We start from the raw sequence: 17,136 nt of genomic DNA on the forward strand, positions 1-17,136 counted from the left end.
TCATGGCACGCACCGATCATTCTTTTCCCGCCGGTTCTGGGTCCCCGGCTGCCGCCCCCGCCGCCTTGCGCGGTCGGGGTGCGGTTACTAATGTTCGGCATCGCTTTCAGCGCGATGACCGCGTGCAGGTCGACGACGGCTGGTCTTCGTCGGGTCTGCCCGCCGATTATGTGGATCCGGCCTACGTAGATCCCGACTGCGCAGACGCTGGTTGCACACACGCTGCTTGCGCAGATTCAGTCCCCAATACAGATTCAGTCCCCAATATTTTTCCCGAACCTGCCATCGGCGGTTCCGGTGCGCGGGTCATTCCCGTCCTGCCCGACGTCCGCGTCTCGCCCGTGGCCCCCAAGACCACGGTCACCGCCGAAGAAGCGCGCAAGATGCTGTCGCGCAACGATTCGCCCGACATTCCCTTCGACGTCGCGGTCAATCCGTACCGTGGCTGCGAGCATGGTTGCGTCTATTGCTACGCCCGGCCCACCCATTCCTACCTGGGGCTCTCGCCCGGGCTGGACTTCGAAACCCGCCTGGTGGCAAAGGCCAACGCGGTTCAGGCCTTGCGCGCCGAACTCAGCCGGCCTGGTTACAAGCCATCTCCCATCAACATCGGTTCCGCCACGGACGCCTATCAGCCCATCGAACGCGAATGGCGCCTGACCCGCGGCCTGCTGGAACTAATGCTGGAAACGCGCCATCCGCTCACCATCGTTACCAAGAACGCGCTGGTCGCCCGTGACCTGGACCTGCTGGCCGCGCTGGCCGAGCAGAAGCTGGTGGTCGTCTACATGAGCATCACCACGTTGGACGCCGGCATGGCCCGCACGCTGGAACCGCGCGCCGCCGCGCCGTGGCGCCGTCTGGAAGCCGTGCGCAGCCTGACGGACGCCGGCGTGCCGGTGGGCGTGCTGGTGGCGCCCATCATCCCGTTCATCAACGACGAATCCATGGAACACATCCTCCAGGAGTCCAAGGCGGCTGGGGCGCATTACGCCAGCTACACCGTCTTGCGCCTGCCCTGGGAGGTCAAGACCCTTTTCGAGGACTGGCTCAATGCCCATTTCCCGGACCGGGCCCAGCGCGTGCTGCATCGCATCGAAGACCTGCGCAATGGCCGCCGCAACGATCCAAATTTCGGGTCACGCATGCGAGGCACCGGCGTCTGGGCCGATCTGCTGCGTCAGCGCTTCACCATCGCCACGCGCAAACTGGGTCTGAATCGCCACCGTCTGGCGCTGGACTGCGACCGTTTCCTGCCCCCCGCCGCGGTTGCGGCGAAGGCTGCCGATTTTCTATCCCCGGCTGGCGTGCAAGCGTCTTCAGGGGTCCCTTTTCCTGCCGTATCGCCCGCAGCTGGCGGCGCGCAAGGGCGCGCCGCGCGCCGCTTGCAAGCCATGGCCGCAGGCCAGTTGTCATTGTTCGATTGACCGCCGGCTGCTGCCGCGGATGCATGCCGGGCGCTTCGCCCTGGCGCTGGACCGTCTTTCCAAGGAGTTCCCATGAACACCGCTGATATTTCCGTCTTGTCGGATGAGCTCGTCGTCACGCTGAACCCGCTGCGCCGCGGCACACATCGCGCCCGCGCCTGGTGCGCCAAGGTGGCTGGCCTGGCGATGCCCTGGAACACGGCTGCGGCCAACGCCGGATCGGGCCGTCGCGCCCGCCCAGGCTCGGCACCGGCCAGGTGGCCCTTTCCGCCCGCGCCGGCCGACACGCAAGCCTTGTCCGGCCGCGCCATGCCCCTGCCCATGCCGGTACCCGAGGCTGCCGTTGGTGCCGCCGGGGCGCCGGCAGCGGTCGGGCCGATTGCCGCGCCTGCCGCGCGTGACCGCAGCCTGGGCAACGCCACGGTGGAACCGGTGACGGCTCAGGTCAGCGTCAAGGCCATGGTTATCGATGTCTTGATGGTGCTGGCCTGGGGAGCGATCATCCCCGGCCTGATGTGGCTGGGCGCGGCCGCTGGATTTTGAGCCTGCGCTCGAATCCCGTGCCGGACCCCGTGCTCGCACCTCGTACTCGAGCGCAGCAGTCGCGCCCCGTTGTCCGGCCTTAGCTGACCGGTCAGCTTGAGCCCAGCAGGATGACCCCTGCAAGAATGGACATGCAGCCCGCCAGACGGCCAAGCCCGACCTTTTCACGTAGCAGGAACATGCCGGCCAGGGTGCCCAGCATCATGGACATTTCCCGGGCGGGCGCCACCAGGCTCAGCGGCGCGCCGTTGCGCAAGGCGTACAGCACCAGGATGTACCCCAGCGGCGACAACAGCCCGACCGCCAGCGCCAGATGCCAGTGCCCACGCATGGCCTCCCAGGCCTGGGGGCGTCGACGCAGCATATGCGGGGTCATCATGGCCGTGCGGGTCACGCAGGTAAACCAGTCGAACAGCACCGGGCTGATCAGCAGCACCTTGACTCCGTAGGCATCGACGACGGTATACGCGGCGATGAACAGGCCGATCACCACGCCCCAGCGCACTCCCACCCAGGCCTGCGCCTGCTTGAAGATCGCCAGCCGGCCCTGGGTGGCGATGAGCAGCACGCCGGCCACCACGCAAAGCATGCCGATGATGCCGGTGGTGGTGGCGGGTTCGCCCAGCAGCAAGAAAGCGCCAGTCGTGGATAGCAGCGGGCCGGTGCCGCGGGCAATCGGGTAGACCACGGACAGGTCGGCCACCTGGTAGCCCTTTTGCAGGCACAAGCTGTAGCCCAGATGCAACAGGCTGGAGGTCAGGATGGCGCCGACCACGGGCCAGGTCCAGGTCATGCCGTCATGCAGCAACACCCAGATGACCCACGGCGCATACAGCACCGAAGCGCACAGGCCATAGGCGAAAACAAAGGGAGCGCCCACCATGGCCGCACGTTTGGCGAGCAGATTCCACGTGGCGTGGGCCATTGCCGCCAGGACGACCAGTATCAGGGACGAGTACGACATGAGGGAACAGCGTCAGATGACGTGTTTGTTACAGAAGACGGAAGGGTACTCCAAACCGGCAGCACGGGGGACATGTTACCGCACGCCCAGAGCGTTTTTTGGTGTAGAATCATTGGTTTGCCAAATCTCATCCTCTGCTTGCGGCACATGCAACAGGGGCTGGCCTTACCGCCAGCCACCCGTGCCACGCGACGGATGCGGGCTCAGCGCATAGCGCTGTTTTCCGCGGAAACCGCGTGAACAACATCGAACGGCAAAAGTTTTAGTCCGCAAAGACATGATGATCTAGGAGTTCTCATGAACCTTATCGCTATCCTGGAACAGGAAGAAATTGCCCGTCTGACCGGCGGTCAAGCCAAGCCTGAATTTGCTCCTGGTGACACCGTCATCGTGAGCGTGAACGTCGTTGAAGGCACCCGCAAGCGCGTGCAGGCTTTCGAAGGCGTCGTGATCGCCAAGCGCAACCGCGGCCTGAACTCCGCGTTCACCGTGCGCAAGATTTCGTCGGGTGAAGCCGTGGAACGTACGTTCCAGCTGTACTCGCCGCAAATCGCCGGCATCGAAGTCAAGCGCCGCGGCGACGTGCGCCGCGCCAAGCTGTACTACCTGCGCAACCGCTCGGGCAAGTCGGCGCGTATCAAGGAAAAGCTGGTCAGCAAGCAAGCCTCGGCGGCTTGATCGCTTATCGGCACACGGCCCTACCAGTGTCGGACGTTCACGCCATCCCGCGTTTTCGTTCGGCACGGGTTTCCGGGTTAAAAAGGCACCTGCGAGGGTGCCTTTTTCTTTTTGCAGAGCCGTATGTCTGATTCCTCGTCTTCCCCGCGGCCCCGGCGGCCGCTGGCGCGTCCCGGCTTCGATCCGGCGACGCAACCCTGGGTCGTGGCCAACGAGTCCTTGCCGGCCGTGCCCGCCAGTCTGTTGACCCCGGATTCGCTGCGGGGCACGCTCAGCCAGCCATCCACCTGGAGGCTGGAGCTCTCGCGCGATACCGATCTGCGCTATCCGGGCCGCGAAGGCGTGCCGGTCCCCGCGGCGGTGCTGATTCCGCTGGTGACACGTGATAACGGCGTGCACATCATGCTGACTCAGCGCGCGGCGCACCTGCACGATCATGCGGGCCAGATCAGCTTTCCCGGCGGACGCATCGAAACCAGCGACTCCACGCCGGAGGCCGCGGCGCTGCGAGAAGCGCAGGAAGAAACCGGCTTGCCCGCCAATCACGTGGAGGTTCTGGGCAGCATGCCGCCCTACCTGACCGCGACGGGTTTTTCCATCATTCCGGTGGTGTCGTTGGTGCGCCCGGGTTTCGATCTGGCGCCTGACGCATTCGAAGTGGCGGAAGTGTTCGAGGTGCCGCTGTCGTTCCTGATGGACCCCGCCAATCATCGGCTGTATGAAGCCCGGCTGGACGATGGCCGGGTGCGCCAGTATTACGGCATGCCTTACGGCAAGCATTTCATCTGGGGGGCCACCGCCGGGATGTTGCGCAACCTTTACCATCTGCTGCGCCACGGCTTTACGCCACGTTGAGGTCATTCGACCGCTGAAGCCTATGCATGACGGCCCCGGATGGGGCCGTCATGCATTGCGGGACGCCTCGGCGCTAGTAGCGCTGCTGGCCTGCCAGGTTTTCTTCGAGGATGCGTTGGTACAGGGCGTAGCGCGCCGGGTCGATAGCTCCGGCCTGCAAGGCCGCCACCACGCCGCAGCCGGGTTCCTGCCGATGGGTGCAGTTATAGAAACGGCACTCCTCGATGGGTTTGGTGAACTCCGGAAAGCCGCGGATGATGTCTTCGCGGCTCAGGTGCTGCAGGCCGAAGGCCTGAAAGCCCGGGGAATCGATCAGGTCGCCACCCGGAGCGGGAAGGTGATAGAGCCGGGTGCTGGTGGTGGTGTGCTTGCCCATGTCCAGCGCGGTGGAATGCTCGCGGGTGGGGGCGGCGGCGTCCGGCACCAAGGCGTTGAGGAGCGTGGACTTGCCCATGCCGCTTTGGCCCAGCAGCAAACTGGTGTGCCCGGCCAGGCGGGGCGCAAGCAGCGTATGCACCTTCTCGGGTTCCAGCGCGCTGAGTTCAATGACGTCCACGCCCAGGGCGGCAATGGGTGCCAGCCGCGCGCGCGCCGCCGGCAACTCGTCAGCCAGGTCCGTCTTGTTCAAGATGATGATGGGCGCGATGCCCGCGCTCCAGGCGCCCGCCAGGGCGCGCCCGGTCAGGTCGTCCGAAAAAGTGGGTTGCACGGCGACAACAATCAGCAACTGGTCGACATTGGACGCGAACTGCTTGGAACGCATCTCGTCCGAGCGGTACAGCAGGTTGCGCCGCGGGAGGATGGCGTCGATGGCGCCTTCGTCCTTGCCCTGGGGCGTGATGCGCACGCGGTCGCCCACGGCGGCGCCAGCCTTCTTGCCACGCGGAAAACACTTGCGCAGCGTGCCGTCGGCAAGTTCCACGGTGTAATGGCGCCCGTGTGCGGCGATGATGCGGCCTTCATTGAGCCCGGCTGTAGTCGCGTTCATGCAGCGGCCGCCGTCAGGTGGCGGATGCGCACGGCGGCGGGCGGATGGCTGTCGTAGAAGGCTGAATGCACGGGATCGGGAGTCAAGGTGGCGGCGTTATCGTCGTAGAGTTTGACCAGCGCGGACACCAGGCGTTCCGGCGAACTCTGTTCGGCCGCATAGCGGTCCGCTTCGAATTCGTCGCGGCGCGAGTACCAGCTGGCCACGGGCGTGAGCATGAAAGTGAATACGGGGATGACCAGGAAGAACAGCAGCAGCGCCATCGCGTCGTTACGCCCGCCCAGCTGTGGCATGACGCCCAGGCCGACGTAAAACCACGGCTGTTGGGAAATCCAGCCCAGGATGGCGAAGAATACCAGCGCGGCGGCGAAACTGAACACAATGCGCTTGATGATGTGGCGCTTGGCGAAATGGCCCAGCTCGTGCGCGAGCACGGCCTCGATCTCGTCGCCGTTCAGCCGCGCCAGCAGAGTGTCGAAGAACACGATCCGGCGCGAACGGCCGAATCCAGTGAAGTAGGCATTGCCGTGGGCTGACCGGCGCGAGCCGTCCATCACGAAAAGGCCATTGAGCGCAAAGCCGCAGCGTTGCGCCAGGCGCTGGATGCGTCCAGCCAGTTCAGGATCGGACAGCGGCGTGAACTTATTGAAGAGTGGTGCAATGAACATCGGGTAAATGATCAGGAGCGCCAGGTTGAACGCCGTCCATAGCGCCCAGGCCCACACCCACCAGTACGCGCCCGCGCTGCCCATCAGCCAGAGGACGGCGGCCGCCAGCGGCAAGCCGAGCACCGCGGCCACCAGCAGACCCTTGGCGGCGTCGGCGGCGAACAGCGCGGGCGTCATGCGGTTGAAGCCGAAACGCGCCTCGAGCTTGAACTGGCGCCAGAGCGTGAACGGCAGGCCCAGGACTCCCAGCAGCAGCGCCACGACGACCAGCAACAGCATCTGCCGCAGGAAGTCGTTGCTGGTAAGCTGGGCCACCATCAGGTCGATGAATTGCAGCCCCCCCATCAGGGTCAGGCAGACCAGCAGGATGGCGTCGTAGGTGCGTTCCAGCATGCCCAGCTTGACCCGCGCCACCGTGTAATCTGCCGCGCGCTGATGGCTTGCCAGTCCGATACGGTGAGAGAATTCGGACGGCACCTGGTCGCGGTTGCGCGCGACGTGACGAATCTGGCGCGACGCCAGCCACAGGCGCACGGCAATATCGGTCAGCAGGAAGGCAACAAACAGCAGTGTGAACATGGGCGATGCGGCTTGGTCAAGTAGTTATGTGCGAAAATCGTGTGTTTTACCGCCGGGCCGCCCTTAGGTAAAAAGCGCCCCCTTGGGGGCAGCAAGCCGAAGGCGCGGCGTGGGGGTAATCTTTACCGCCGGGCCGCCCTTAGGTAAAAAGCGCCCCCTTGGGGGCAGCAAGCCGAAGGCGCGGCGTGGGGGTAATCTTTACCGCCGGGCCGCCCTTAGGTAAAAAGCGCCCCCTTGGGGGCAGCAAGCCGAAGGCGCGGCGCGGGGGCAATCTTTACCGCCGGGCCGCCCCTAGGTAAAAAGCGCCCCCTTGGGGAGGCAGCAAGCCGAAGGCGCGGCGCGGGGGCATCCCTTATAGGCAAATTATATGGCTGTGAACGAAAACCGCCTGGTTTGGCTGGACATGGAAATGACCGGCCTGGATCCCGAAAAAGAACGCATCATCGAAGTCGCCGTCGTGGTGACCGAACCCGACCTGACCGTTGTGGCGGAAGGCCCGGTGCTGGTGGTGCATCAGCCCGATAGCCTGCTCGACGCCATGGACAGCTGGAACAAATCCACGCATGGCAAGAGCGGTCTGATCGACAAGGTCAAAGCATCCACGATTTCCGAGGCGCAGGCCGAGGATACGCTGTTGGCGTTCCTGGCGCAGCACGTGCCCGCGGGCAAGTCGCCCCTGTGCGGCAACACGATCAGCCAGGACCGCCGCTTCATGTTTGCTTACATGCCGCGCCTGGAGCAGTTCTTCCATTACCGCAATCTGGACGTGAGCACCCTGAAGGAGCTGGCGCGCCGCTGGGCGCCTGCCGTCTACAAGGGCTTCGAGAAAAAGAGCCGCCACGAAGCGCTGGCGGACATTTACGAATCGATCGACGAACTCAAGTATTACCGCGAGCACTTCCTGAAGGTGTAGGCGGTACACGCCCATGCCCGCCGCCTCATCCGCCTGCGAGCCGCTCATCGGGGATCACCCGTCGATGGCGGCTTTGCGCGATCTGGTCGGCCGGGTGGCGCGCAGCAAGGCCAGCATCGTTCTCATTTACGGTGAAACCGGCACCGGCAAGGGTCTGGTGGCCCGTAACCTGCATGCGCAGTCCGCGCGGGCGGCCAAGGGCTACACCGAGATCAACTGTGCAGCCATCCCTGGCAATCTGCTCGAGTCCGAGCTGTTCGGCCATGAACGCGGCGCGTTCACGGGTGCCGTTGCGCGCAAGACCGGGCTGCTGGAAGCCGCCAACGGCGGCACCGTATTCCTGGACGAGATCCGCGAACTGGATCCCGTCATGCAGGCCAAGATCCTGACCTTGCTGGACAGTCGGCGCTTCCGGCGCATCGGTTCCGTGCAGGAAGTCTCGGTCGATGCCCGCTTCATCGCCGCCACCAACAAGATCCTGCTGGGGGAAGTGCAGGCAGGACGTTTCCGGGACGACCTTTATTACCGCCTGCAGGTCGTGTCGATCAATCTGCCGCCGCTGCGCGAGCGAGGCGACGACGTCATCGTCCTGGCGCAGCGCTTCCTGGAACGTTACAACGCCACCCACGGCAGCCGCTTCACCGCCATCGACGCTGAGGTCCGGCGCATCTTCAAAGCCTACGCCTGGCCGGGCAACGTGCGTGAGCTCAGCAATCTGCTGGAGCGGATCTGCATCCTGGAGGATGGCGAGACGGTCCTGGCCCGCCATTTGCCGCAGCGCATCCTGCGGGAAGCAGGCAAGCCCGCCCTCGCGGCTACGACCGTGGGCGGGGGCAGTTATGCCGACCAGTCCGCGCAGTTTCAGCGCGGACTGATTCGCGCGGCGCTCCAGGCCCAGGAGGGCAACCTGGGCCGTGCCGCCGAGTCCCTGGGCTTGACGCGGCATGCCCTGCGCCACCAGATGCTCAAGCTGGGGCTGGACGGCTGAAGCCTATTCCGCGCTGATGTTGTGCTTGCGCGCGATGCCCTGCCACAGGGCCAGCTCTTCGCGCACGCGCGTGCCGAACTCGGCGCTGTCCATGCGGGTGGGCACCGTTCCGTCCAGATCCAGCAATGCTTTCATCTCCGGCGATGCCGCGATCTCGTTGAGGGCGGCGTTGAGCTTGTCGATATAGGGCTGCGGCGTGCCCGCGGGGGCGAATACGCCCACCCAGATCTGGACCGAATAGCCCGGCAGCGCCTGCGCGGCCGGCGGCAGGTCGGGGAACGCCGGGGAGGGCGCTTGCGCCGTGGTGGCCAGCAAGGTGACCTTCTTGCTCTGCACCACCGGAGCCAGCGTGCTGTAGTTGGACAGCATGACGTGGATCAGGCCGCCAGCGAGGTCCGAGGCGGCATTTGCCGCGCCCTTGTAGGGCACATGCGTCATTCCCGTGCCCGCGGCGTCATCCAGCATGACCGTGGCCAGGTGCGCCAGTGAGCCCACGCCCGCGCTGCCATAGTTCAGGGCTCCCGGCTTGCCGCGGGCGGCTTCCAGCAATTGCTTCAAGGATGTGTAGGGGGTCTGCGCCGAGGCCGCGATGACCAACGGACCCTGTCCTATCATCGCCACCGGCGCGAACTGCTTCAGCGGGTCGTACGGCAAGTGCGGCTGCGTGGCGGCGGTGGTGAGGAAGGTCGACGAGGTCAGGAGCAGCACCGAGCCGTCCTTGGCCGAGCGGGCGACGTACTCGGAGCCGATCGCCCCGGCCGCGCCGCCACGGTTTTCCACGATGACCGTGTTGCCGAGACGCGCAGCGAGCTGTGGCGCGATCGCGCGGGCGATCGCGTCGTTGCTGGCGCCGGCGGTGAACGGCACCACGATCTTGACCTGCTTGGGCACTGCCGTCTGGGCCGCTGCCGCGCCGGCCAGCAGGGATGCCGCCAGGAACAACGTTGTATGCATTAGCGCTTTCATGATCGATTCTCTAGGAGAGCGGAGGTTGGAGCGGGCGCCGGACATGGCGCCCGCAGCGTTCAGTCCGGCATGGGGATGGCGACGTCCAGTAGAGGCGCGTACTGCTGGGCGCCGAAGATATCGCCATCGCCCGCGGACCCGCTGGGAGCCAGCCGGTAGATCGTGAATTTGATGGCCAGGCCGGGATCGTAATGCACGAAGTCCGAGATGCGGCTGTCGTCGATCCGGTAGAGAGCCGCCATGCTGGCGCGTGTCAGCACGCCGGAGCTTTTGACCGCCTCGTAGGTCGCCGGCTCGCGGAAGATGATGTCGAAGGTAATCTTGTTGACGCCCGCATTCTTGCTGCGGATGGTCTTGGCCAGGGTGCTGAGTTTCTGGGTGCTCATGGTCTTGCTGGCTCAGGCGCCAGCCTCGGTGAGGTGGGTCGGAAAGAGTTCGCCTGCGTCTTGCACCGGCAGCGTATGGTTCAGGGTCCAGCGATAGGCCGCGCTGGTGCGCACCACCTCGTCCAGCGGAAACGATACGGAGCCGGCCGTGCCCTTCACGTCGGGCAGGCGGGCATAGAACATCTGGCGCAAGCCCGTGAGCGTCAGTTCCTCGGCCATCTCGGCGGTCGGAGCGACACCCTGGACCATGACGCAAAGCTCATGGCCGGGTTGGTCCCTCAGCGGTTCCAGGTCTCCCATGACGCCGTCGCGCCCATAGACCTTGTAGTGAAGCTCATAGCCTGAATCGCCGAAGCGCTCGCGCACCTTGTCGCGCGCCCAGGCGATGACGCGGTCCACGTTGGCGATGGTGTAGGGGTCGCGTATGCCGCAAAGCCCCATGTAGCGCTCGCCGACCTTGCCGGAGCCTTCCAGCTTCACGCGCACCTGGGTGGCAGGCTCGAAGCGCGAACCCGTGATGCGGGTAGTCTTTTCGCTGAGCTGCTCGTACCGGCATTCGGCCATGTCCAGCCGGCCGCCCGCGAAGAACTCTTCGTAGGGATTGGAGCGTTCATACATCGCGTGGCCCGCGACCGAGGCGATGGTGCAGCGCTGGTCGGGGTGCATGGCGGTAACGCGCACGTCTTCGGCCGAGATTTCGCCCATCACGGTCTCTTTGCCGCCATAGGGTTCCGCGCAGAAGGACGCGCATTCCAGCACCTTGCCCAGGTAGTAGGCCTTGTCCGCGTGGTAGCCCCGGTGCAGCGCGGGGGCGGCGAACACGGCGGCGTCCGAACTGCGGCCGCCGATGATAACGTCCGCGCCGGCCTCCAGCAGCTTGATGTAGGGATGCACGCCGGCCACCGCCACGATGCGGTCGCTGGCATCCAGCTCGGCCTCGGTCAAATCGGCGTAACCGTCCAGCCCCGCCACCTGCTGGCCGTCGCGCAGGGCGCGGCGCACGCGCTCCTTGTCGACCTCTGAATAGAAATAACCAACCTTGAACGGCGCCAGCTTGTGTTCCGCCGCGATTTCCTTGATCAGGCGCACATACAGGTCGACGCGGCTGTTGGAACCGGTATCCCCCGCCGATCCGATGATCATGGGCACGCCCAGCTTGCGCGCCGCCAGCAGCATCTGCTCCAGGTCGTGGCGCTGCCACGCCTGCGGGCTGGTTGAGGTGTCGGAGCCCAGCGGCACGGGCCCCACGTCGTCGCTGCCCGAGTCGGCGGCGATGCAGTCCGGCCCGGCGGCGACGCCGAGCTGAAAGCTCTCGGTGCGCAGGGGGGCGAATCCTAAATGCCCGTTCGGGCAGATGATGCTCATGGAACGCATTGGTATAGTCTCTTCGGTTGAGTCGTCCGGTCTCGCTCGTACCGGCCTCGACTACAACGCAAAATGCATGCCAGCCTGCAGATGCCGCGCGCCCTGCGTGTTTGCTGCGTGTCCTGCTCGGCGCGTGCCGATTTGTTGGTAAATTTTCACGCAATGCGTGAATTTCACGCGTAATCCCAACCATGTCGACTTCCTATCCCGTTGCCCGGATCCGCGAGGCCGAACGCCAGGCTTTGGCGCAGGGCCGGCGCTTGATGCCTCTGGCAGGAGCCGCCGCCGCCCGCTATGCCGCGGCGCAGGTCCGGCCGGGGACGGCGGTGCTGGCGCTGGCGGGGCCCGGCAACAACGGTGGCGATGCGCTGGAAGCGGCGGCCGGCTTGCGCGCGATGGGCCACGATGTACGCGTGCTGTTGCCATCGGGCGCGCGCGGCCTGCCCGCCGACGCCGCCCATGCCCATGCCAGGTGGCAGGCGGCGGGCGGCGAAACCTGGTCCACGCTGGAACCGGGTTTTATGCCTGGGCTGGTCATCGACGGCCTGTTCGGCATCGGACTGAATCGTCCGCTGGGCGCGGATTGGCAGGCGCTCGTGGACAGGGTCAACGCTTGGGATGTGCCGGTGCTGGCGCTGGACGTACCCAGCGGCATAGACGCCGACACCGGGCAGGCCCTGGGCCGGCCGATCCGTGCGCATTGGACGCTGTCCTTCATCGGACGGGCCAGAGGCCTGGAACTGCCGGGACCAGGACGCGACGCCTGCGGCGTATCCGAGGTGGACTCGCTGGGTGTGGTAATTCCGGACGCGGACGGCGCCTGAGCGCGGCGCCCGGCAGATTTCCTAGACGGGCTTGCCGCCGAAGCGTGTGGCGATGTCGGCCGCCAGCGGCGCGTAGCGCTCGTTGTCGCGGCCGGCGAGGGCGTCCAGGTGCGCTTCCGAGGCGTCGAACACCCGCCAGTAGATGCGCCCGCAGATTTCCCGCGCGCCATGGCCGGGCCAGTCGTCGGGCAGCATGGGGCCGGGCAGTTGCGGATCGTGCAGCACGATCCGGCGCCAGCTGTGCAGCAGCATGACTCGCACGATGAAGGCCTCGGCGGGCGAGGGCGGGGTCTCCAGCAGCTTTTCCAAGGGGCCGAAATTCTTGGCGAACTGGCGATACTGTTCAGCCAGTTCGTCCAGGTTCCAGCATTGCGTGGCCAGGCTGGCGATGGGCAGGCCACCCGCGCCGGCCAGGTCGCGCGCCGAAAGCACCAGCGCGCGGTCTGGAATGCCCAACTTTTCCAGGATGTCGTGGGCGGCGCTGGCCTCTGTGTGTGGATGCGCGAACAGGCCAGGCGCGATCATGCCAAATCCTTCCCACACCAGTTCCTTGCGGAGCTCGGCGCGCTCGGCCAGCCCGTTGCCGGTGCGCGGCAGGGCGACCAGCGTCCATTCTCCATTCCATTCCTGGGGCGGACCCACGTAGATGCGCTGGGAGGCGTGCGCGGTGTGGCGCAGACCCTGATCGGAAATCAGATAGAGGCTGCGCCGGCCGTGCCGCTCAGACTGCAGCCAGTTCTGGGCGACCAGTCGGAACACGCTGGTGCGCAGCAGGCGTTCGTTGATGCCCAGCGGGGCCAGCAGTTCGATCAGATCGCCCAGCCAGATGGCACCGCCGTGCGGCGCGAGTGCGTCCCCGAGCAGGCTGACGCAGAGCGATTTTGCGCGTGGCGGATCGTTCTTGATCAGGCGTGACAGAAAGCGGTCCAGGGGCGACTGAGGGTTTGCCATTAGAGGGGGCCGCAGGCGGCCGATATCGGGATCCTCAATATGATACATAAATCCAATGTGATACAGATTTGAGTTTGACAATGAATTTTTTGTATTAAATAATCCGCCTATGACATGACGGCACTGCGGAACGTTTGCTTTGCGTTTTCGCAAACCGTCTTCAAGGAGACAGACATGTACGCTCAACTCGTCGAAACCGGCGTCAAGCAGGTCAAGACCGCGGACCAGCTCGAAGGCCGGGAACAGACGTTCCAGCGCCGGATCGACGACGGCGTCCGCATCGAAGCCAAGGACTGGATGCCGGATGCCTACCGCAAGACGCTCGTGCGCCAGATTTCCCAGCACGCGCACTCCGAAATCGTAGGCATGCTGCCCGAAGGCAACTGGATCACCCGCGCGCCTTCGCTCAAGCGCAAGGCCATCCTGCTGGCCAAGGTCCAGGACGAAGCCGGTCACGGCCTCTATCTGTACAGCGCCGCCGAAACGCTGGGCGTGTCGCGCGACGACCTGATCGACGACCTGCATGCCGGCCGCGCCAAGTACTCCAGTATCTTCAACTACCCCACGCTCAGCTGGGCCGACATCGGCATGATCGGCTGGCTGGTCGATGGCTCCGCCATCATCAACCAGATCCCGCTGTGCCGCTGTTCCTACGGCCCCTATGCGCGGGCCATGGTGCGCGTCTGTAAGGAAGAGTCCTTCCATCAGCGCCAGGGCTACGACCTGCTGATGCAGATGTGCCTGCACGGCACGCCGGAGCAGAAGGCCATGGTGCAGGATTCCCTGAACCGCTGGTGGTGGCCGGCGCTGATGATGTTCGGTCCCTCGGATGCCGATTCGCCCAACAGCGCCCAGTCCATGGCCTGGAAGATCAAGCTCTTCTCCAACGACGAACTGCGCCAGAAGATGGTGGACCAGACCGTGCCCCAGGCCGAATTCCTGGGCCTGACCATTCCGGACCCCAAACTGAAGTGGAATGCCGAGCGCGGTCATTACGACTTCGGCGAGATCGACTGGAGCGAGTTCTATGCCGTGCTCAAGGGCAACGGCCCCTGCAACCGCGAACGCCTGGCTGCGCGTGTCAAGGCGCACGAAGACGGCGCCTGGGTGCGCGACGCCTTGGTCGCCTACGCCGACAAACAGGCCGAGCGCAAGGCTGCGTGAAAGGATAAAGCCCACCCCCGAAGCGCTGCGCGCTTACCCGTCAAAGGGGGCGCCGCAGCGGACCGGCAAAGCCGGCTCCGCGCTGAAGCTGCGGTAGGTGAGCTTCCAGACTCACACTTCTAAACATTGCAGATCAGGGCGCGCGGCGCGCGCCCGGTATTCGAGGACATCCATCATGAGTAAAGACTGGCCCCTGTGGGAAGTGTTCATCCGCAGCCAGCACGGCCTGGCGCACAAACACGTCGGCAGCCTGCACGCGCCCGACGCTGAAATGGCGATCAACCACGCCCGCGACGTCTATACCCGCCGCAATGAAGGCCTGAGCATCTGGGTGGTGCGGGCGTCTGACATCTCGGCCAGCAGCCCTGGCGACAAGGATCCGCTGTTCGAACCCGCCAACAGCAAGGTCTACCGGCATCCCACGTTCTTCCCGATGCCCGAAGAAATCAAGCACATGTAAGACGGCGGGGGAGACATGGACAAGACTCTGTTTGAATACCTGCTGCGCTTGGGCGATTCCTCGCTCATCCTGTCGCAGCGGCTAGGCGCCTGGACTGGCCACGGCCCGATCCTGGAAGAAGACCTGGCGCTGACCAATACCGCGTTGGACCTGCTGGGCCAGGCCCGCATGTGGCTGACGCTGGCGGGCGAGGTCGAAGGAGCCGGCCGCGACGAAGACGCGCTGGCCTACCTGCGCGATGCGCATCAATTCCATAATGTGCTGCTCGTCGAACGCCCCAATGGCAACTACGCCGACACCATGGCGCGCCAGTTTCTGTTCGACGTCTGGCACTACTTTCTGCTGCAACGCCTGGAAAAGTCGAGCGACGAACGCATTGCCGGCATCGCGGCCAAGTCCATCAAGGAAGTGACTTATCACGTGCGCCGCTCCTCGGACATGGTGGTGCGTCTGGGTGACGGCACGGCGGAAAGCCACGCCAGGATGCAGGCGGCGATCGATGACGCCTGGCGCTTCACCGGCGAGCTGTTCGCCGACGATGCCGTGGATCTGGACGTTGCCTCCCGCGGCATCGGATGCGAGCTGTCGGCCTTGCGCGAACCCTGGCTGGCGCATGTATGCGAAGTGCTGGAAGAAGCCACCCTGACCGTGCCCGATGAGTCCGCCGCCAACCATGCGGCGTACCGCGGCGGCCGGCAGGGCAAGCACACCGAGGAACTAGGCTACGTGCTCGCCGAAATGCAGTTCCTGCCGCGCGCCTATCCGGGAGCCACCTGGTGAACGCCCTGGCGCCCGTTTCCGCCGACCAGGTGTACGCCTGGCTGCAAGAGGTCCCCGATCCGGAGATCCCCGTGCTGTCCGTGGTGGATCTGGGCGTGGTGCGTGACGTGTCCTGGGACGGCGACGCCTGTGTCGTGGTCATCACGCCCACGTATTCCGGCTGCCCGGCCATGCGCGAGATCACGCAGGACATCCAGCAGACGCTGGCCCGTCACGGTATCGCCGAAGTTCGTGTGCAAACCCGCCTCGCCCCGGCCTGGACCACGGACTGGATGAGCGAGAAGGGGCGCGAGGCGCTCAAGGGCTACGGCATTGCCGCGCCAGCCGAACGCGCCGTCGACATCTCGGGCATCAGCCGGCGCGCGGCCGGCCCGGCCATCGCTTGCCCGCGCTGCGGTTCGAAAGATACGCGCCTGGTCAGCAACTTCGGGTCCACGTCGTGCAAGGCGCTGTATCGCTGCGTGTCTTGCCGCGAGCCTTTCGATTATTTCAAGACTCACTGAGAGCGGTTTCGCAATGAGCCAGAACCAATTCCATTCCTTGACGGTGGCCTCGGTGGCGCGCAACACGCGCGATGCCGTCGTCGTGACCTTCGACCTGCCCGAGACGTTGGCGGAGGAATTCGCCTTCCTGCCCGGCCAGTACCTGACGCTGCGCACGCAATTGAACGGCCAGGAACAGCGCCGTTCCTACTCCATCTGTTCCGCGCCCCACGACAAGCTGTTGCGCGTGGCCATCAAGAAGGTGGACGAAGGCGTCTTTTCCAGCTGGGCCAACCATGAGCTGCAACCGGGCCAGACCCTGGAAGTCATGGCGCCGGCCGGCAACTTCACCGTCGATTTTTCCCCTGAAAACAAGCGCCACTATGTGGCGTTTGCCGTAGGCAGCGGCATCACGCCGGTGTTCTCCCTGGTCAAGACCGCGCTGTCCACCGAGCCCAACAGCAAGTTCACGCTGTTCTTCGGCAATCGCGCTTCGTCGGCGGTGTTGTTCCGCGAAGAGATCGAGGACCTGAAGAACCTCTACATGGAGCGTTTCTCCCTGGTCTACATCATGAGCCGCGAGACCCAGGACATCGAACTCTTCAACGGTCGCCTGGACGGCGACAAGGTCGATCAACTGATGTCGGCCTGGATGAGTCCCGAGGATATCGATTACGCTTTTGTCTGTGGTCCGCAGACCATGACCGAAAGCGTGGTCGAGCGGTTGCAGGCCCGGGGTATTCCGAAGTCGAACATCAAGTTCGAGCTTTTCGGCGCGCCCAAGGGGCCGCGCGCGTTGCGCACCGGTCAGGAAGCCCGCCAGGCGCCCGGCAAGGGGCAGTGCGAGGTGACCGTGGTGCAAGACGGCCACAGCCGTATGTTCGTGATTGAAAAGAATAAAGACAGCGTGCTGGATTCGGCGCTGGCGCAAGGGATCGAACTGCCGTATTCGTGCAAGGGCGGGGTGTGCTCCACCTGCCGCTGCAAGGTCATCGAAGGCGAGGTGGATATGGACGCCAACTTCGCCCTGGAAGACTACGAAGTCGCGCGCGGCTTCATCCTGAGCTGCCAGAGCTTCCCGGTCAGCGACCGGCTGGTCATCGACTTCGACCAGGAAACCTGATCCGGCCCGCGCCAGGCAGAAAACCATATTTA

19 protein-coding genes are annotated in these 17,136 nt (G+C 65.1%); 12 read left to right on the top strand and 7 right to left on the bottom strand.

Features of this window, described 5'->3' with window-relative positions; all coding sequences use genetic code 11:
• Positions 1 to 2 precede the first annotated feature (2 nt).
• Positions 3 to 1,427: a PA0069 family radical SAM protein gene (locus VCS63_RS10920; protein ID WP_323879702.1), complete on the top strand. Its 1,425-nt coding sequence runs from the start codon at positions 3 to 5 to the stop codon at positions 1,425 to 1,427.
• 72 nt (positions 1,428 to 1,499) lie between these two features.
• Complete coding sequence (locus VCS63_RS10925) at positions 1,500 to 1,970, top strand: hypothetical protein (RefSeq protein ID WP_323879705.1); 471 nt, start codon at positions 1,500 to 1,502, stop codon at positions 1,968 to 1,970.
• A gap of 91 nt (positions 1,971 to 2,061) precedes the next feature.
• On the opposite strand, the gene VCS63_RS10930 is transcribed toward VCS63_RS10925, so the two are convergent.
• Positions 2,062 to 2,934 carry a DMT family transporter gene (locus tag VCS63_RS10930; RefSeq protein ID WP_063641705.1) on the bottom strand — a complete coding sequence of 291 codons (873 nt, stop codon included), beginning with the start codon at positions 2,932 to 2,934 and terminating at the stop codon, positions 2,062 to 2,064.
• Positions 2,935 to 3,231: 297 nt separating this feature from the next.
• On the opposite strand from VCS63_RS10930, the gene rplS reads away from it, so the two are divergent.
• The gene (gene rplS, locus VCS63_RS10935; RefSeq protein WP_006218237.1) at positions 3,232 to 3,612 is read left to right on the top strand and encodes a 50S ribosomal protein L19; all 381 of its coding nucleotides are present in this window, start codon (positions 3,232 to 3,234) and stop codon (positions 3,610 to 3,612) included.
• 123 nt (positions 3,613 to 3,735) lie between these two features.
• Positions 3,736 to 4,467 (top strand): CoA pyrophosphatase, encoded by a 732-nt coding sequence (locus VCS63_RS10940; RefSeq protein ID WP_323879711.1) that lies wholly within the window; start codon positions 3,736 to 3,738, stop codon positions 4,465 to 4,467.
• 73 nt (positions 4,468 to 4,540) lie between these two features.
• Here the strand turns inward: VCS63_RS10940 and rsgA are convergent, their stop codons facing one another.
• Positions 4,541 to 5,455, bottom strand: a complete 915-nt coding sequence (gene rsgA / locus VCS63_RS10945) for a ribosome small subunit-dependent GTPase A (protein WP_112966413.1) — start codon at positions 5,453 to 5,455, stop codon at positions 4,541 to 4,543.
• Positions 5,452 to 6,702, bottom strand: coding sequence for a M48 family metallopeptidase (locus VCS63_RS10950; protein ID WP_042792553.1), 1,251 nt, complete (start codon positions 6,700 to 6,702; stop codon positions 5,452 to 5,454). The genes rsgA and VCS63_RS10950 overlap by 4 nt, the downstream gene beginning before the upstream one ends.
• Positions 6,703 to 7,069: 367 nt before the next feature.
• Between VCS63_RS10950 and orn the strand changes: the two genes are divergently transcribed.
• Both orn and VCS63_RS10960 read left to right on the top strand, forming a co-directional pair.
• A complete protein-coding gene (gene orn / locus VCS63_RS10955) occupies positions 7,070 to 7,615 on the top strand; it encodes an oligoribonuclease (protein WP_042792554.1) in 546 nt (181 codons plus the stop codon).
• 13 nt (positions 7,616 to 7,628) lie between these two features.
• A complete protein-coding gene (locus VCS63_RS10960) occupies positions 7,629 to 8,603 on the top strand; it encodes a sigma-54 interaction domain-containing protein (RefSeq protein WP_112966412.1) in 975 nt (324 codons plus the stop codon).
• Between the two features lie 3 nt (positions 8,604 to 8,606).
• Here VCS63_RS10960 and VCS63_RS10965 read toward each other — a convergent pair whose 3' ends face one another.
• The 3 genes from VCS63_RS10965 to VCS63_RS10975 all read right to left on the bottom strand — a co-directional run bounded on the left by VCS63_RS10965 (position 8,607) and on the right by VCS63_RS10975 (position 11,329).
• Positions 8,607 to 9,557, bottom strand: coding sequence for a tripartite tricarboxylate transporter substrate-binding protein (locus tag VCS63_RS10965; RefSeq protein WP_323879713.1), 951 nt, complete (start codon positions 9,555 to 9,557; stop codon positions 8,607 to 8,609).
• A gap of 71 nt (positions 9,558 to 9,628) precedes the next feature.
• The gene (locus VCS63_RS10970) at positions 9,629 to 9,955 is read right to left on the bottom strand and encodes a DUF4387 domain-containing protein (RefSeq protein WP_323879715.1); all 327 of its coding nucleotides are present in this window, start codon (positions 9,953 to 9,955) and stop codon (positions 9,629 to 9,631) included.
• A 12-nt stretch (positions 9,956 to 9,967) separates the two neighbouring features.
• The gene (locus VCS63_RS10975; RefSeq protein WP_149064973.1) at positions 9,968 to 11,329 is read right to left on the bottom strand and encodes an acyclic terpene utilization AtuA family protein; all 1,362 of its coding nucleotides are present in this window, start codon (positions 11,327 to 11,329) and stop codon (positions 9,968 to 9,970) included.
• A 182-nt stretch (positions 11,330 to 11,511) separates the two neighbouring features.
• Here VCS63_RS10975 and VCS63_RS10980 point away from each other — a divergent pair, with 182 nt between their 5' ends.
• Positions 11,512 to 12,144 (top strand): NAD(P)H-hydrate epimerase, encoded by a 633-nt coding sequence (locus tag VCS63_RS10980; protein ID WP_063641699.1) that lies wholly within the window; start codon positions 11,512 to 11,514, stop codon positions 12,142 to 12,144.
• Positions 12,145 to 12,165: 21 nt separating this feature from the next.
• Here VCS63_RS10980 and paaX read toward each other — a convergent pair whose 3' ends face one another.
• Positions 12,166 to 13,095 carry a phenylacetic acid degradation operon negative regulatory protein PaaX gene (gene paaX / locus VCS63_RS10985; RefSeq protein ID WP_063641698.1) on the bottom strand — a complete coding sequence of 310 codons (930 nt, stop codon included), beginning with the start codon at positions 13,093 to 13,095 and terminating at the stop codon, positions 12,166 to 12,168.
• A 174-nt stretch (positions 13,096 to 13,269) separates the two neighbouring features.
• Here paaX and paaA point away from each other — a divergent pair, with 174 nt between their 5' ends.
• The 5 genes from paaA (at position 13,270) to paaE (ending at position 17,104) form a co-directional block, all read left to right on the top strand.
• Positions 13,270 to 14,259 (top strand): 1,2-phenylacetyl-CoA epoxidase subunit PaaA, encoded by a 990-nt coding sequence (gene paaA, locus VCS63_RS10990; protein ID WP_076817938.1) that lies wholly within the window; start codon positions 13,270 to 13,272, stop codon positions 14,257 to 14,259.
• 175 nt (positions 14,260 to 14,434) lie between these two features.
• Positions 14,435 to 14,719, top strand: coding sequence for a 1,2-phenylacetyl-CoA epoxidase subunit PaaB (gene paaB, locus VCS63_RS10995; RefSeq protein ID WP_006388300.1), 285 nt, complete (start codon positions 14,435 to 14,437; stop codon positions 14,717 to 14,719).
• A gap of 15 nt (positions 14,720 to 14,734) precedes the next feature.
• On the top strand, positions 14,735 to 15,499 hold the full coding sequence (gene paaC, locus VCS63_RS11000; RefSeq protein WP_323879719.1) for a 1,2-phenylacetyl-CoA epoxidase subunit PaaC: 765 nt from the start codon (positions 14,735 to 14,737) through the stop codon (positions 15,497 to 15,499).
• Positions 15,496 to 16,002: a 1,2-phenylacetyl-CoA epoxidase subunit PaaD gene (gene paaD / locus VCS63_RS11005; RefSeq protein WP_042792564.1), complete on the top strand. Its 507-nt coding sequence runs from the start codon at positions 15,496 to 15,498 to the stop codon at positions 16,000 to 16,002. The genes paaC and paaD overlap by 4 nt, the downstream gene beginning before the upstream one ends.
• A gap of 13 nt (positions 16,003 to 16,015) precedes the next feature.
• The gene (gene paaE / locus VCS63_RS11010; RefSeq protein WP_042792565.1) at positions 16,016 to 17,104 is read left to right on the top strand and encodes a 1,2-phenylacetyl-CoA epoxidase subunit PaaE; all 1,089 of its coding nucleotides are present in this window, start codon (positions 16,016 to 16,018) and stop codon (positions 17,102 to 17,104) included.
• Positions 17,105 to 17,136 lie beyond the last annotated feature (32 nt).

This window comes from Achromobacter sp. D10 (assembly GCF_035282245.1).
In the GTDB taxonomy this organism is placed as follows: Bacteria; Pseudomonadota; Gammaproteobacteria; order Burkholderiales; family Burkholderiaceae_B; genus Achromobacter; species Achromobacter insolitus.